This is a genomic window from Methylobacterium sp. EM32 (genome assembly GCF_040593685.1).
GTDB lineage: Bacteria > Pseudomonadota > Alphaproteobacteria > Rhizobiales > Beijerinckiaceae > Methylobacterium.
Genome location: NZ_JBEXZS010000033.1, coordinates 15,663 through 28,342, shown reverse-complemented (window position 1 = coordinate 28,342; position 12,680 = coordinate 15,663). Strand labels below are relative to the sequence as shown.

At 72.0% G+C, this 12,680-nt stretch carries 13 protein-coding genes; 11 read left to right on the top strand and 2 right to left on the bottom strand.

Annotated features, from left to right (window positions below; all coding sequences use genetic code 11):
- Positions 1-26: 26 nt before the first annotated feature.
- On the bottom strand, positions 27-599 hold the full coding sequence (locus ABZT49_RS05150; protein WP_355283897.1) for a TIGR02281 family clan AA aspartic protease: 573 nt from the start codon (positions 597-599) through the stop codon (positions 27-29).
- A gap of 282 nt (positions 600-881) precedes the next feature.
- Between ABZT49_RS05150 and ABZT49_RS05145 the strand changes: the two genes are divergently transcribed.
- The 9 genes from ABZT49_RS05145 (at position 882) to ABZT49_RS05105 (ending at position 8,366) form a co-directional block, all read left to right on the top strand.
- Positions 882-1,562, top strand: a complete 681-nt coding sequence (locus ABZT49_RS05145; protein ID WP_355283894.1) for a 50S ribosomal protein L25/general stress protein Ctc — start codon at positions 882-884, stop codon at positions 1,560-1,562.
- Positions 1,563-1,652: 90 nt separating this feature from the next.
- Positions 1,653-2,264, top strand: a complete 612-nt coding sequence (pth, locus tag ABZT49_RS05140; RefSeq protein ID WP_355283891.1) for an aminoacyl-tRNA hydrolase — start codon at positions 1,653-1,655, stop codon at positions 2,262-2,264.
- A 128-nt stretch (positions 2,265-2,392) separates the two neighbouring features.
- On the top strand, positions 2,393-3,490 hold the full coding sequence (ychF, locus tag ABZT49_RS05135; RefSeq protein ID WP_355283888.1) for a redox-regulated ATPase YchF: 1,098 nt from the start codon (positions 2,393-2,395) through the stop codon (positions 3,488-3,490).
- Positions 3,490-4,155: a deoxyribonuclease V gene (gene nfi, locus ABZT49_RS05130; protein ID WP_355283885.1), complete on the top strand. Its 666-nt coding sequence runs from the start codon at positions 3,490-3,492 to the stop codon at positions 4,153-4,155. Before ychF ends, nfi begins: the two co-directional genes overlap by 1 nt.
- A gap of 296 nt (positions 4,156-4,451) precedes the next feature.
- Positions 4,452-5,450, top strand: a complete 999-nt coding sequence (locus tag ABZT49_RS05125; RefSeq protein WP_355283882.1) for a MaoC family dehydratase — start codon at positions 4,452-4,454, stop codon at positions 5,448-5,450.
- A gap of 48 nt (positions 5,451-5,498) precedes the next feature.
- Positions 5,499-6,230: a tRNA (guanosine(37)-N1)-methyltransferase TrmD gene (gene trmD / locus ABZT49_RS05120; RefSeq protein WP_355283879.1), complete on the top strand. Its 732-nt coding sequence runs from the start codon at positions 5,499-5,501 to the stop codon at positions 6,228-6,230.
- A gap of 150 nt (positions 6,231-6,380) precedes the next feature.
- Positions 6,381-7,175 carry a Crp/Fnr family transcriptional regulator gene (locus ABZT49_RS05115; protein ID WP_355283877.1) on the top strand — a complete coding sequence of 265 codons (795 nt, stop codon included), beginning with the start codon at positions 6,381-6,383 and terminating at the stop codon, positions 7,173-7,175.
- Positions 7,162-7,443, top strand: a complete 282-nt coding sequence (locus ABZT49_RS05110) for a hypothetical protein (protein ID WP_355283874.1) — start codon at positions 7,162-7,164, stop codon at positions 7,441-7,443. The genes ABZT49_RS05115 and ABZT49_RS05110 overlap by 14 nt, the downstream gene beginning before the upstream one ends.
- Positions 7,444-7,505: 62 nt before the next feature.
- Positions 7,506-8,366, top strand: coding sequence for a substrate-binding domain-containing protein (locus ABZT49_RS05105; protein ID WP_407943443.1), 861 nt, complete (start codon positions 7,506-7,508; stop codon positions 8,364-8,366).
- A gap of 221 nt (positions 8,367-8,587) precedes the next feature.
- Here the strand turns inward: ABZT49_RS05105 and ABZT49_RS05100 are convergent, their stop codons facing one another.
- Positions 8,588-9,292 carry an ABC transporter permease gene (locus ABZT49_RS05100; RefSeq protein ID WP_355283871.1) on the bottom strand — a complete coding sequence of 235 codons (705 nt, stop codon included), beginning with the start codon at positions 9,290-9,292 and terminating at the stop codon, positions 8,588-8,590.
- A gap of 188 nt (positions 9,293-9,480) precedes the next feature.
- On the opposite strand from ABZT49_RS05100, the gene ABZT49_RS05095 reads away from it, so the two are divergent.
- Together ABZT49_RS05095 and serA are read left to right on the top strand one after the other, a co-directional pair.
- Complete coding sequence (locus ABZT49_RS05095) at positions 9,481-10,650, top strand: phosphoserine transaminase (RefSeq protein WP_355283869.1); 1,170 nt, start codon at positions 9,481-9,483, stop codon at positions 10,648-10,650.
- A gap of 409 nt (positions 10,651-11,059) precedes the next feature.
- Positions 11,060-12,661: a phosphoglycerate dehydrogenase gene (gene serA / locus ABZT49_RS05090; RefSeq protein WP_355283867.1), complete on the top strand. Its 1,602-nt coding sequence runs from the start codon at positions 11,060-11,062 to the stop codon at positions 12,659-12,661.
- Positions 12,662-12,680 lie beyond the last annotated feature (19 nt).

Genomic DNA, 12,680 nt, shown 5'->3' with positions numbered 1-12,680 from the left:
CTTCGAACCAGGCGCCGAGGCCGGCCTCACCCCCGCAGGATCATCCGGCCCGTCGCGACCTCGAACCCGCGCAGGCGGCGCAGGAACGACATGCCGAGCAGGCTGGTCTCGAGGCGTCCCCGCGGCAGCACCAGGGCCTCGACGTCGCGCAGCGTGATCCCGCCGAGGCGCATCTCGCGCACCCGCACGCGCGCCGCCGGCACGGTGCCGTTGGCAGTGCCGACCTGCGCGGTGAAGTCGCGCTCCGCGACGGCGAGCCCGATCCGGTCCGCATCCTCGCGGGTGAAGACGCAGAGCGTGGCGCCGGTATCGACCAGCATGCGCAAGACCTGCCCCTCGACCTGCGGATGGGCGCGGAAATGGCCTGACGGGTCCTGGGACAAGGTCACGCGCGATTCGAATCCCGACGCGGCCCGGGGCGCCTCGGCGGCAAGGGCTTCGGCGGCAAGGGCGCGGCCTTGCGCCGGGGCCTGGACCAGCGCTTGCGTCTGACTCTGGGTCTGGCCCTGGCCGATCCGGGCGAAGCGCTCGGTCATCGACCCGCCGGTGACGGCGGCGCCGGCGAGCACGCCGAGGGCCCAGAGGATCGGGCGCGTCACGGGAGATCTCCGGGATCGGGGAAGACGGGGCCTGAGGCTCGCGCCCGACCGGTTAAGGATCCGTCGGGCCACTGCCCGAAACTCGCGGGTATCCTCGTCCGCACCGCGACCTTGCCATCGCGGCCCGTCTCTGCTAGCTGCACCCCGCCCGCCGGACACCCTTGGAGGCCGGATTCCCCTCATGGGAACGGGCATGGCGACGTCGGTTCACAGGGCCGTCCTCGAGGGGGCGGCCTTCGGCGTTTGAGCCATCCGAAACATCAGAGATTTAAGGATCACGCCATGAGCGCCGTGAAGCCGCTTGAGGCCGTGGCACGCGACCGGGTCGGCAAGGGGGCCGCCCGGGCCGTTCGTCGCCAGGGCCAGGTGCCGGCCGTCATCTACGGGGGCAACCAGCCGCCGCAGGCCATCGCCATCGACCTCATCCGCACCCGCACCCTGATCTACGCCGGCGGTTTCCGGACCACCGTGTTCGAGATCGATGCCGGCGGCCGCAAGGTCCGGGCGATCCCGCGCGACTTCCAGCTCGACCCGGTCACCGGCGTTCCGCTGCACGTCGATTTCCTGCGCGTCGTCGCCGGTCAGTCGGTCGAGGTCGAGGTGCCGGTGCACTTCACCAACGAGGACGCGGCCCCCGGCATCAAGCAGAACGGCGGCACGCTCACCATCACGCACCACACCGTGACGGTTTCGGTCGCCCCCGAGTCGATCCCCGACGCGATCACCGTCGACCTGACCGGCAAGAACGTCGGCGATACGATCCACGTCTCCGACCTGCCCGCCCCGGCCGGCGTCACCTTCGCGCTCGGCGGTGATGAGGTCGTCGCCACGGTCGTGCCGCCGACGGTGCTCGGCGCCGAGGTCGAGGCCGAGGAGGCCGCGGTGGCCGAGGCCGCCCGCGCCGAGTCGGCTGCCGAGGCCGCCGAAGAGGCTGCCGAGGGCGAGGCCGCCAAGGAGGACTGAGCCGGTTCCGGTTCACCCCTCGATCGCATCGAGACGCCCCGGTCGCGAGACCCGGGGCGTTTCCCTTTTCTCGGGGAGCCTGATTTCGCCATGCGGCTGTTCGTCGGCCTCGGCAATCCCGGAACCCGTTACGCGGGCAACCGGCACAACATCGGCTTCATGGCGCTCGACGCGATCGCGCGCCGGCACCGCGCCGCGCCGTGGCGGCGCAAGTTCCAGGGCGAGAGCACCGAGGCGGTGATCGGCAGTGAGCGCGTGCTGCTGCTCAAGCCCCTGACCTTCATGAACGAATCCGGCCGGGCGGTGGCCGAGGCGCAGCGCTTCTACAAGATCCCGCTCGAGGCCGTGGTGGTGTTCCACGACGAGCTCGACCTCGCCCCCGCCAAGCTCCGGGTGAAGAAGGGCGGCGGCAATGCCGGCCATAACGGCCTGCGCTCGATCACCGCGCAATGCGGCAACGAGTATTGGCGCGCCCGCCTCGGCATCGGGCATCCGGGCGACAAGGCCCTCGTCCACGCCTACGTCCTCAACGACTTCGCCAAGGCCGAGATGCCGTGGGTCGAGGACCTGTGCGACGCGATGGCCGACGCCGCCGAGCTGATGGCCGCGGGCGAGGATGCCCGCTTCCAGAACAAGGTCCACGTCGCGATGGCGGGCCGCGGCTGGGACGAGGTGAAGCGCGTCGGCGAGAAGCCGGCTTGACCCCGACTCCCGAACTCCCTGACAACGCCGCGGGCCGGCGCTCTAGGTCTTTGTTTTTGCCGCATTTTCTGCGACGAACCGGCATCCACTTCGTCGGAAAATGCTCTGGAACTGAACGGAACGATCTGATGGGCTTCAAATGCGGCATCGTCGGCCTGCCGAACGTCGGCAAGTCGACGCTCTTCAACGCGCTGACGCAGACCGCGGCGGCACAGGCGGCGAACTATCCGTTCTGCACCATCGAGCCGAATGTCGGCGAGGTGGGCGTGCCCGACGACCGGCTCGACGGCCTCGCCCGGATCGCCGGCTCGAAGGAGATCATCCCGACCCGGCTGACCTTCGTCGACATCGCCGGCCTGGTGCGCGGCGCCTCGAAAGGGGAGGGGCTCGGCAACCAGTTCCTCGCCAATATCCGCGAGGTCGACGCCATCGCGCACGTCGTGCGCTGCTTCGAGGACGGCGACGTCACCCACGTCGAGGGCAAGGTCGACCCGATCGCCGATATCGAGACGATCGAGACCGAGCTGATGCTGGCCGATCTCGACAGCCTCGAGAAGCGCGTCGTCGCGCTCGAGAAGAAGGCCAAGGGGTCCGACAAGGAGGCCAAGGAGGCCCTCGACCTCGTCCAGCGCGCGCTGCCGCTCCTGCGCGACGGCAAGCCCGCCCGCCTCGTCCAGCGCAAGCCGGAAGAGGAGCGCCTGTTCTCGCAGCTCGGCCTGATGACGGCCAAGCCCGTGCTCTACGTCTGCAACGTCGAGGAAGGCTCGGCCGATTCCGGCAACGCCCACTCGGCCGCCGTCTTCGCCCGCGCGGCGGAGGAGGGCGCCAAGGCGGTCGTCGTCTCGGCCAAGATCGAGAGCGAGATCGCGGTGCTGCCCCCGGCCGACCAGGTCGAGTACCTGGAGGCGGTCGGCCTGACCGAGCCGGGCCTCAACCGGGTGATCCGCGCCGGCTACGAGTTGCTCGGCCTCATCACCTACTTCACCGTCGGGCCGAAGGAGGCCCGGGCCTGGACGATCACCAAGGGCACCCGCGCGCCGGCCGCCGCCGGGGTGATCCACACCGACTTCGAGAAGGGCTTCATCCGCGCCGAGACCATCGCCTACGCCGATTACACGGCGCTGAAGGGCGAGGCGGGGGCCCGCGAGGCCGGCAAGCTCCGTCTCGAGGGCAAGGAGTACCTGGTGCAGGACGGTGACGTGCTGCATTTCCGCTTCAACACCTGATGGACCTCGTCCGGCGCCACGGCTGGGACCTGACGCCGACGGAAGCCGTCGCGCTCCAGCGCCGGCTCACCACGGAGGTCGTGGCCGACCGAGCCCTGGACCTCGACGCCGTGCGGCTCGTCGCCGGCGTCGACGTCAGCGTGAAGAACGACCGCTCGCACGCGGCGGTGGTGGTCGCGACCTACCCGGATTTCCGGGTGGTCGAGACCGTGACGGCCCTGATGCCGACGCCGTTCCCCTACGTGCCGGGCCTGCTCAGCTTCCGCGAGGGCCCAGTGCTGGAGGAGGCGTTCGGGCGGCTCGCCGCCGAGCCGGACGTCTTCCTCTTCGACGGCATGGGCATTGCGCATCCGCGCCGCATCGGCATCGCCAGCCACATGGGCCTGTGGCTGCAGCGCCCGACGATCGGCGTCGGCAAGACCCGGCTCTGCGGCCGCAACGCGCCGCTGGACGAGGAGAAGGGCTCCCACCAGCCGCTGATCGACAAGGGTGACACGATCGGCGCGGTCGTCCGCACCCGCACGGGGAAGCACCCGCTGTTCATCTCGCCCGGCCACCTCGCCGACATCCCGACGAGCGTCGCCCTGGTGCTGGCCTGCGCGCCGAAATTCCGCCTCCCCGAGCCGATCCGCCTCGCTCACAAGGCGGCGGGGGCGTTTTCGTAGGGTCCTGTTCGAGTCGGCGGACCGAACTGCAACCCTCCGGGTCATCCCGGGGCCGCGTAGCGGAGCCCGGGATCCATAACCGCTGACGGTGCCGGACCAAGCGGGAAGCGTTCCACCTCTTCCTGCACCGCCAGCGGTCATGGATCCCGGCTTCTCGCCTTTCGGCGAGCCCCGGGATGACATCGAGGGTGTAACCCCGGCCGGTGGCCTCGACGGGCCCTTCGTCTCGCGGGCGCTTTCGCGTGAGACCTTCGCCGTGCTAGCCCGGCGGCCCGTCACCGCCGCCGGACGCGCCCATGCCCCGCTACTGCTTCGAGGACCTCACGCCCGGTCTCCGGCTCGATTTCGGGCCGCTGGAGGTCTCCCGCGACGACATCGTGGGCTTCGCCCGCGAATTCGACCCGCAGGCCTTCCACACCGACGAGGCGGCGGCGAAGGACAGCTTCGTCGGCGGGCTGATCGCGTCGGGCTGGCACACCTGCGCGCTCGGCATGCGGCTCGTCGCCGACGGCTTCATCCTGCAATCGAGCTCGATGGGCTCGCCCGGCATCGAGGCGGTGCGCTGGCTGCGCCCGGTCCGCCCCGGCGACGCCCTGTCGATGCGCATGAGCGTCACCGAGAGCCGGCCCTCCAACAGCAAGCCCGACCGGGGCTTCGTGCGCTTCCTGCTCGAGATCGCGAACGGCGCCGGCCAGCCGGTGATGACCCAGGATTTCTGGGCGATGTTCGGCAAGGCCGGCACGCCGCCGCTGCCGCCCCGGCCGCGCCCGCCGGAGGCGCCGGCCCCCGCCGACCTGCCCGAGGGCGAGGCGCTGCCCTCGGTCCACCTGGAGGACATGCCGCTCGACCGGACCTTCGACCTCGGCGCGCATCTCTTCACCCGCGACGACATCCTGCGCTTCGCCCGCGCCTTCGACCCGCAGCCCTTCCACGTCGACGAGGCGGCGGCGAAAGAGACCCATTTCGGCGGCCTGTGCGCCTCGGGCTGGCACACGGCGGCGGCCTGGATGACGCGCATGGTCGCGGCGCGCGACCGCGGCCGGGCGCTGGCCCGGGAGCGCGGGGAGCCGATCGTCGAGGGCGGTCCCTCGCCGGGTTTTCGCGACCTGCAATGGCTGAAGCCCGTCTATGCCGGCGACGTCATCCGCTACGACGTCACCCTGACCGAGGCGCGGCCGTCGCGCACCCGGCCGGGCTGGGGCATCGTCAGCCACACCGCGAGCGGCACCAACCAGCGCGGCGAGCCGGTCTTCCGCTTCGCGGGCGCCTGGCTGGCGCCGAGCCGGGCCGGGTGAGGCGGGCGCCCGGTTGACCGGTCCGGCCCGCCGGGGCCATCAACCCGCATGACCTCCCCCACCGCCCCCCTCTCGCCCTGGCGCGCCACGATCCTGACCCTCTATCCCGAGATGTTCCCCGGCCATCTCGGGCTCTCCCTCGCCGGCGACGCGCTGGCGCGGGGCGCCTGGAGCCTGGAGGCGCGCAACATCCGCGACCACGGGCTCGGCCGGCACCGGGCGGTGGACGACACGCCGGCCGGCGGCGGGGCCGGGATGGTGCTGCGCTGCGACGTGCTGGCCGCGGCGATCGACGCGGCGGCGCCCGCGGACGATGCTCGTCCACGCCTGCTGATGAGCCCCCGCGGCCGGCCGCTCACTCAAGCGAGGGTCCGGGCGCTCAGCGAGGGGCCGGGCGTCATCGTGGTCTGCGGCCGGTTCGAGGGCGTCGACGAGCGGGTGATCGGGGCCCGCGCCCTGGAGGAGGTCTCGATCGGCGACTACGTCCTGTCGGGCGGCGAGCCGGCGGCGCTCGTGTTGCTCGACGCCTGCGTGCGCCTCCTGCCCGGCACGATGGGCAAGCACGCCTCCGGCGTCGAGGAGAGCTTCGAGGGGGGCGCTCTCGAATACCCGCATTACACGAGGCCGCGGGACTGGGAGGGGCGGGAGATCCCGGAGGTGCTGACCGGCGGCAACCACGCGGCGATCGCCCGCTGGCGGGCGGCGGAATCGGCCCGCCTCACCCGCGAGCGGCGCCCGGACCTCGTGGCCGACCTCGTGCCGCGCGACCGGAGCCGATGATCGGCCGCGAACGCGGAGGCTGGATGCCGAAAAGACAACCCAGGTAAATGTCCGAGGGGGCGGGCCTTCCTAGACCGCTTCCGCCGCCCGACGCCCCGCGTCGCGCACTGCCTCCCGCGAGGCCTCCCTCGGACCCGCCTTCCGCCCGCCATGCCCGATTCCGCCCGCTACCTGCTGCACCGGCCCGAGATCCTGGAGGCGCTGCGCCGGGGCGAGGCGGCCCTCGACCGGGTGATGGAGGGCACCGGCCGCCTCTACCCGGCCGGCCGGCTGCTGGTGGAGGCCGACAGCCCGAACACCGCGATCTTCCGCCTGCGCAAGGGCTGGGTCGGCCGCCTGCGCACCCTGGAGGACGGGCGCAGCCAGTTCATCCTGATCTTCCTGCCCGGCGACCTCTTCGCGGTGAAGAGCCTGTTCGTCACCCACAGCCCCGACGCGGTGCAGGCCCTGTCCGAAGTGCTGGTCGAGCAGGTCGACCATCGCACCCTGCGCGAGGCCTACGAGCGCGATTCCGACCTCGCCACCCGCTGCATGTGGCAGGTGATCGAGGAGGAGCGCCGGCTGCATAACTGGGTCGTCGGGCTCGGCCGCGGCAGCGCCGACGAGCGCCTGGCGATGCTGCTGGTCGAATTGCGCGGCCGCCTGATCCGCTCGGGGACGCTGCCGCCCGACGCGACGGCCTACGACCTGCCGATGACCCAGGAGCAGATCGGCGACCACCTCGGCATCTCGAACGTGCACGTCAACCGGGTGCTGCGGGCGTTCCGGGAGGACGGCATCGTCACCATGCGGGGGCGCCGGGTGACGATCGGCGACCTCGACGCCCTGGTGCGGATCGCCGGGCCGCTCCTCGACCTGTCCGAGCGCGGCCGCCCGGAATTCGTCGGCGGGCGCGAGCCGGAAGCGGGGGACACGGGGAAGGGTGGCGCCGATGCCGGCCGCTGACGACGGGACGGACCTGGACGGGATGGGCGAGGACCAGGCCGCCGCCGGCCAGGCCGCCCTGATGCTGGTCGAGAGCCTGATGCTCGCCCTCGTCGAGCGCGGCGTGATCCCGGCGGACGACCTGGTCGAGGCGGTGGAGACCGTGATGGAGACCAAGCGGCGCCTGGTCGAGGACGGGCACGAGCCGGAGGTCGCGGCCCGGGCCGCCGCGATGCTCGCCACCATCGCCAACAGCCTCGCGGCGGCGGGGCCCGCGACGAAGGGTTGAGCCCGCTCCGGTCGATGCACCCTGGCGTCGGGCCCGCAGCGCGGGGTATCGCTGGCACGGACATGACCACCGGAGCCAAGTCCGTGAGCCGCCTGATTCCGCGCCGCCTCGTCCTCCTCGCGCTTCTCGCCGTCGCGCCCGCCCTCGGCCGGCCCGCCGCCGCGCAGGAGCGGGCGATCACCCTGGCCTCGACCACCTCCACCGAGCAGTCGGGCCTGTTCGGCCACCTGCTGCCGATCTTCCAGCGCGAGACCGGCATCGGCGTGCGCGTCGTCGCGGTCGGCACCGGCCAGGCGCTCGCCATCGGCGCCAAGGGCGATGCCGACGCGCTTCTCGTCCACGACCGCCCCGGCGAAGACACGTTCGTCGCCGAGGGTCACGGCCTCGACCGCCGCGACGTGATGGCGAACGACTTCGTGATCGTCGGCCCCGCCGCCGACCCGGCCGGCCTCAAGGGCGGGCGCGACGCGACCGAGGCGCTGGCCCGCATCGCCCGCGCCAAGGCGCCCTTCGCCAGCCGCGGCGACGACAGCGGCACCAACCGCACCGAGTTGCGGCTGTGGAAGAAGGCCGGGATCGAGGCCCGGGGATTGGGCGCGAGCTACCGCGAGCTCGGCCAGGGCATGGGCCCGACCCTGAACGCGGCCGCCGCGATGGACGCCTACACCCTGACCGACCGGGCGACCTGGGCAAGCTTCAAGAACCGCCAGACCCTCGTGATCCTGGTCCAGGGCGATCCCGCCCTGTTCAACCCCTACGGCTCGATCCTGGTGAACCCGGCGAAGAATCCGCAGATCCACGCCGCCGACGCCAAGATCTGGCACGAATGGCTGACCTCGGAGCGCGGCCGGGCGGCGATCGCCTCGTTCAAGATCAACGGCGAGCAGCTGTTCTTCCCGGCCGGGACGATGCCGAGCCAGTAGTCCCGGAGCTTGTTCGACGGGTGAGGATGGCTTCGCGAGACGCTTTTCTATCCCACTCACGACCTCATCCTGAGGTGTCAGTCGATCTGCGATCGACTGACCTCGAAGGAGGCCTCCAGGGATCGCCGAGGTGTCTGGAGGCCTCCTTCGAGGCCGCTGCGCGGCACCTCAGGATGAGGTCGTGGGTGGGACAAGATTCTACTAACCAGCCGAACACGCTCTCACGCCCTGGGCAGAGCCGCCACCCGGCTGATCCCGAAGGCGGCGGCGCTGACCACCAGGGTCAGGCTGACGAGGACGAGCCCGAGACCCAGCGCCAGCGCGAGGTCGCCGCGGCTCGTCTCCAGGGCGATGCTGGTCGTCATGGTGCGGGTGTAGCCGCGGATGTTGCCCCCCACCATCAGGATCGCGCCGACCTCGGCGATCGCCCGCCCGAACGCCGCCAGGAAGGCGGTGACGAGGGGCGCGGGCGCCATCGCGAGCAGGATCAGGGCCGCGTGCCCCGTGCCGACCCCGTCGACCCGGAGGGCGTCGCCGTACTCCGCCCACAGGGCCTCGCAGGTGCGGTGCGAGAGCGCCGCGACGATCGGCAGGGCGAGCGCGCCTTGCGCGATCACCATCGCGCCGGGGGTGAACAGGAGGCCGAGGCTCCCGAGCGGGCCCGAGCGCGAGACGAGCAGGTAGAGCACCAGCCCCACCACCACCGGCGGAAGGCCGAGCAGCGCGTTGACGAGGACGAGGAGCGCAGCCCGGCCGGGAAAGCGCGCCGCGGCGAGCAGCGCCCCGAGGGGGGCGCCGAGGACGAAGCCGAGCCCGGCCGCGGTCAGGCTGACGCGCAGCGACAGGCCGACGATGGCGACGAGATCGGCATCCGCCCGCAGGATCATCGCGACCGCCAGCCCCAGGGCGCGCCCGAACTCGTCCATGTCACCCCCGTCTCACCCGCGTCTCGTGCCCGTCCTATCCGGGCCGACCGGTCCGTGCCAGAGCACCGGACGTCCCACCGCGCCGACCCGATTCCGCGGGGTTGACGTCGCGTTCGGGCTGGCGCATGCGAGACGGCGGGACACCTCTCCCCACCGAGAGGCGCCCATCTGGAAGGATGGACACCAGCATGACGACCCGCCCCACGGCGCGCCCGCGCGCGCCCTTCTTCTCGTCCGGACCCTGCGCCAAGCGCCCCGGCTGGACGCCCGAGGCCCTCTCCGACGCGGCGCTCGGCCGCTCGCACCGGGCGAAGCTCGGCAAGGCCAAGCTCAAGCAGGCCATCGACCTCACCCGCACGGTGCTGCAGGTGCCGGCCGATTACCGCATCGGCATCGTGCCGGCCTCCGACACCGGCGCCGTCGAGATGGCGATGTGGTCGCTGCTCGGCCCCCGCCCGGTCGACATGGTCGCCTGGGAATCCTTCGGCGAGACCTGGGTCACCGACGCGGTCAAGCAGCTCAAGCTCGATGCCCGCGTGATCAAGGCGCCCTACGGCCGCCTGCCCGACCTCTCGACCGTCGACACCCGCACCCGCGACGTGGTGTTCACCTGGAACGGCACCACCTCGGGCGTGCGCGTGCCGGATGCCGACTGGATCGCCGCCGACCGCGAGGGCCTGACGCTCTGCGACGCCACCTCGGCGGCCTTCGCGCAGGATCTCGACTGGGGCAAGCTCGATGTCGTCACCTTCTCCTGGCAGAAGGTGCTCGGCGGCGAGGCAGCGCACGGGATGCTGATCCTCTCGCCCCGCGCCGTCGCGCGGCTGGAGAGCTACGTCCCGGCCTGGCCGATGCCGAAGATCTTCCGCATGACCAAGGGCGGAAAGCTGATCGAGGGCATCTTCCAGGGCGAGACCATCAACACGCCCTCGATGCTGGCGGTCGAGGACTACATCGACGCGCTGCTCTGGGGCGAGCAGCTCGGCGGCCTGCCCGCCCTGCGGGCCCGCGCCGACCGCAATGCCGGCGTGATCGCCGAGTGGGTCGCCCGCACCCCCTGGATCGCCAACCTGGCCGAGGACCCGGCGACCGCCTCCAACACCAGCGTCTGCCTGGTGGTGAGCGATCCCGACGTGGTCGGGCGCGGCCCCGAGGCCGTGGCCGCGGTTGCCAAGGGCATCGCCACGGCGCTCGACCGCGAGGGCGTCGCCTTCGACATCGGCGCGTACCGCGACGCCCCTCCGGGCCTGCGGATCTGGTGCGGCGCCACCGTCGAGGCCTCGGACCTCGAAGCCCTGACCCCGTGGCTCGACTGGGCCTTCGCCCAGGAGAAGGCCCGCCTGACCCAGGCGGCCTGAGCACCCATCGTTGTCATGATCGGCGCCGGAGCCCCGCGAAAGCGGGAGCCGGCGTCGGCTGGGCTTCGCTCCCCGACAGACGCGTCGATCGACATTTCCCGTCCGTGCGGACGCCCATGAGGCGGGCGCGGGATCCCCTCTCCCGTGTGGGAGAGGGGTAGGGGTGAGGGTGGAGACGGTGCCGAAAATAACCGGACCGTTTCGCTGCCAGCACGACGCTCTCAGCCTTACACTGGAGCGTGCCACCCTCACCCCTGACCCCTCTCCCACACGGGAGAGGGGAAGCGCGCCTCCTTAGTGAGGTCGGCGCGAGCGGAGACGTGTGACGTCGCGATCAGCGCGGGCAACCGATGCCCCGGCCGACCCGCTCCCCCGCGGGGCGATGGCGCGACCCCCGTTCGAGGCCGCCATGCCCACCACCACGCCCAAAAAAGTCCTGATCTCCGACACCCTCTCTCCCGCCGCCGTCGCGATCTTCCGCGAGCGCGGCATCCAGGCCGATCTCCGCCCGGAGCTCGGCAAGGACAAGGAGGCGCTGGCCGCCGCCATCGGCGCGTATGACGGCCTCGCCGTCCGCTCGACCACGAAGGTCAGTGCCGCCCTGCTGGAGCGCGCAACGAACCTCACCGTGATCGGCCGGGCCGGCATCGGCGTCGACACGATCGACGTGCCCGCCGCCACCTCCCGCGGCGTGATCGTGATGAACACGCCGCACGGCAACGCGGTCACCACCGCCGAGCACGCCATCGCGTTGATGCTGTCGCTCGCCCGCCAGATCCCCCAGGCCGACGCCTCGACGCAGGCCGGGCGCTGGGAGAAGAATCGCTTCCTCGGCATCGAGCTCACCGCCAAGACCCTGGGCGTCATCGGCTGCGGCAATATCGGGGCGATCGTCGCCGATCGCGGCATCGGCCTGCGCATGCGGGTGATCGCCTACGATCCGTTCCTGACGCCCGAGCGGGCCGTGGCCCTTGGCGTCGAGAAGGTCGAGCTCGACGAGCTGCTGCGCCGGGCCGACGTCATCACCCTGCACGTGCCGCTGACGGAGAAGACCCGCAACATCCTCTCGGCCGAGGCGCTGGCGCGCACGAAGCCCGGCGTGCGCATCGTCAACTGCGCCCGCGGTGGCCTCGTCGACGAGGTGGCCTTGCGCGCGGCCCTCGAGTCCGGCCACGTCGCGGGCGCGGCCTTCGACGTGTTCACGGAGGAGCCGGCCAAGGACAACGTGCTGTTCGGCCACCCGAACATGGTCTGCACGCCGCATCTCGGCGCCTCGACCACCGAGGCGCAGGAGAACGTGGCGCTCCAGGTCGCCGAGCAGATGGCCGATTACCTGCTGAACGGCGCGATCCGCAACGCGGTCAACTTCCCGTCGATCTCCGCCGAGGAGGCGCCGCGCCTGCGGCCCTACGTGAGCCTCGCCGAGCAGCTCGGCTCGTTCCTCGGCCAGCTCACCGAGGCGCCGATCCGCGGCATCCGCCTCGTCTACGAGGGCGAGGCGGCGGAGCTGAACACCCGGGCGCTGACCGCGGCCGCGGTGACCGGCGCGCTGCGGCCGTTCCTGGAGGGCGTCAACATGGTCTCGGCGATCGAGGTGGCCCGCGCCCGCGGCATCCAGGTCGAGACCGCAACCCGCACCACCGTCGAGGGCCCCTACGCCTCGCGCCTCCACGTCACGGTCGAGGCCGAGGACATGCCCCGCGACGCCGCCGGCACGGTGTTCGGCGACGGCCGCCCGCGCTTCGTCGAGATCCGCGGCATCGCCCTCGAGGCCGCGGTGGCGCCGCACATGCTCTACATCCGCAACGCCGACCAGCCCGGCTTCATCGGCCGCTTCGGCACGCTGATGGGCGAGGCCGGCGTCAACGTCGCCACCTTCCACCTCGGTCGCGACCGGCCGGGCGGCGACGCGATCTGCTTTGCGGCCGTCGACGAGCCGGTCTCGCCCGACCTGTTGCGGGCGATCGAGGCGATCCCGCAGGTGAAGCGGGCGCGGGCGGTGCGGTTCTGAGAGTATGAGGGAGGGGTGG

What these genes read in the sequence shown, in the direction of transcription:
- nfi (WP_355283885.1), top strand. Translation starts at nt 3,490, where the DNA reads ATGGACCTCGTCCGGCGCCACGGCTGGGACCTGACGCCGACGGAAGCC.
- ABZT49_RS05105 (WP_407943443.1), top strand. Translation starts at nt 7,506, where the DNA reads ATGACCACCGGAGCCAAGTCCGTGAGCCGCCTGATTCCGCGCCGCCTC.
- ABZT49_RS05095 (WP_355283869.1), top strand. Translation starts at nt 9,481, where the DNA reads ATGACGACCCGCCCCACGGCGCGCCCGCGCGCGCCCTTCTTCTCGTCC.
- trmD (WP_355283879.1), top strand. Translation starts at nt 5,499, where the DNA reads ATGACCTCCCCCACCGCCCCCCTCTCGCCCTGGCGCGCCACGATCCTG.
- ABZT49_RS05100 (WP_355283871.1), bottom strand. Translation starts at nt 9,292, where the DNA reads ATGGACGAGTTCGGGCGCGCCCTGGGGCTGGCGGTCGCGATGATCCTG.
- ABZT49_RS05125 (WP_355283882.1), top strand. Translation starts at nt 4,452, where the DNA reads ATGCCCCGCTACTGCTTCGAGGACCTCACGCCCGGTCTCCGGCTCGAT.
- pth (WP_355283891.1), top strand. Translation starts at nt 1,653, where the DNA reads ATGCGGCTGTTCGTCGGCCTCGGCAATCCCGGAACCCGTTACGCGGGC.
- ABZT49_RS05145 (WP_355283894.1), top strand. Translation starts at nt 882, where the DNA reads ATGAGCGCCGTGAAGCCGCTTGAGGCCGTGGCACGCGACCGGGTCGGC.
- ABZT49_RS05115 (WP_355283877.1), top strand. Translation starts at nt 6,381, where the DNA reads ATGCCCGATTCCGCCCGCTACCTGCTGCACCGGCCCGAGATCCTGGAG.
- serA (WP_355283867.1), top strand. Translation starts at nt 11,060, where the DNA reads ATGCCCACCACCACGCCCAAAAAAGTCCTGATCTCCGACACCCTCTCT.
- ABZT49_RS05110 (WP_355283874.1), top strand. Translation starts at nt 7,162, where the DNA reads ATGCCGGCCGCTGACGACGGGACGGACCTGGACGGGATGGGCGAGGAC.
- ychF (WP_355283888.1), top strand. Translation starts at nt 2,393, where the DNA reads ATGGGCTTCAAATGCGGCATCGTCGGCCTGCCGAACGTCGGCAAGTCG.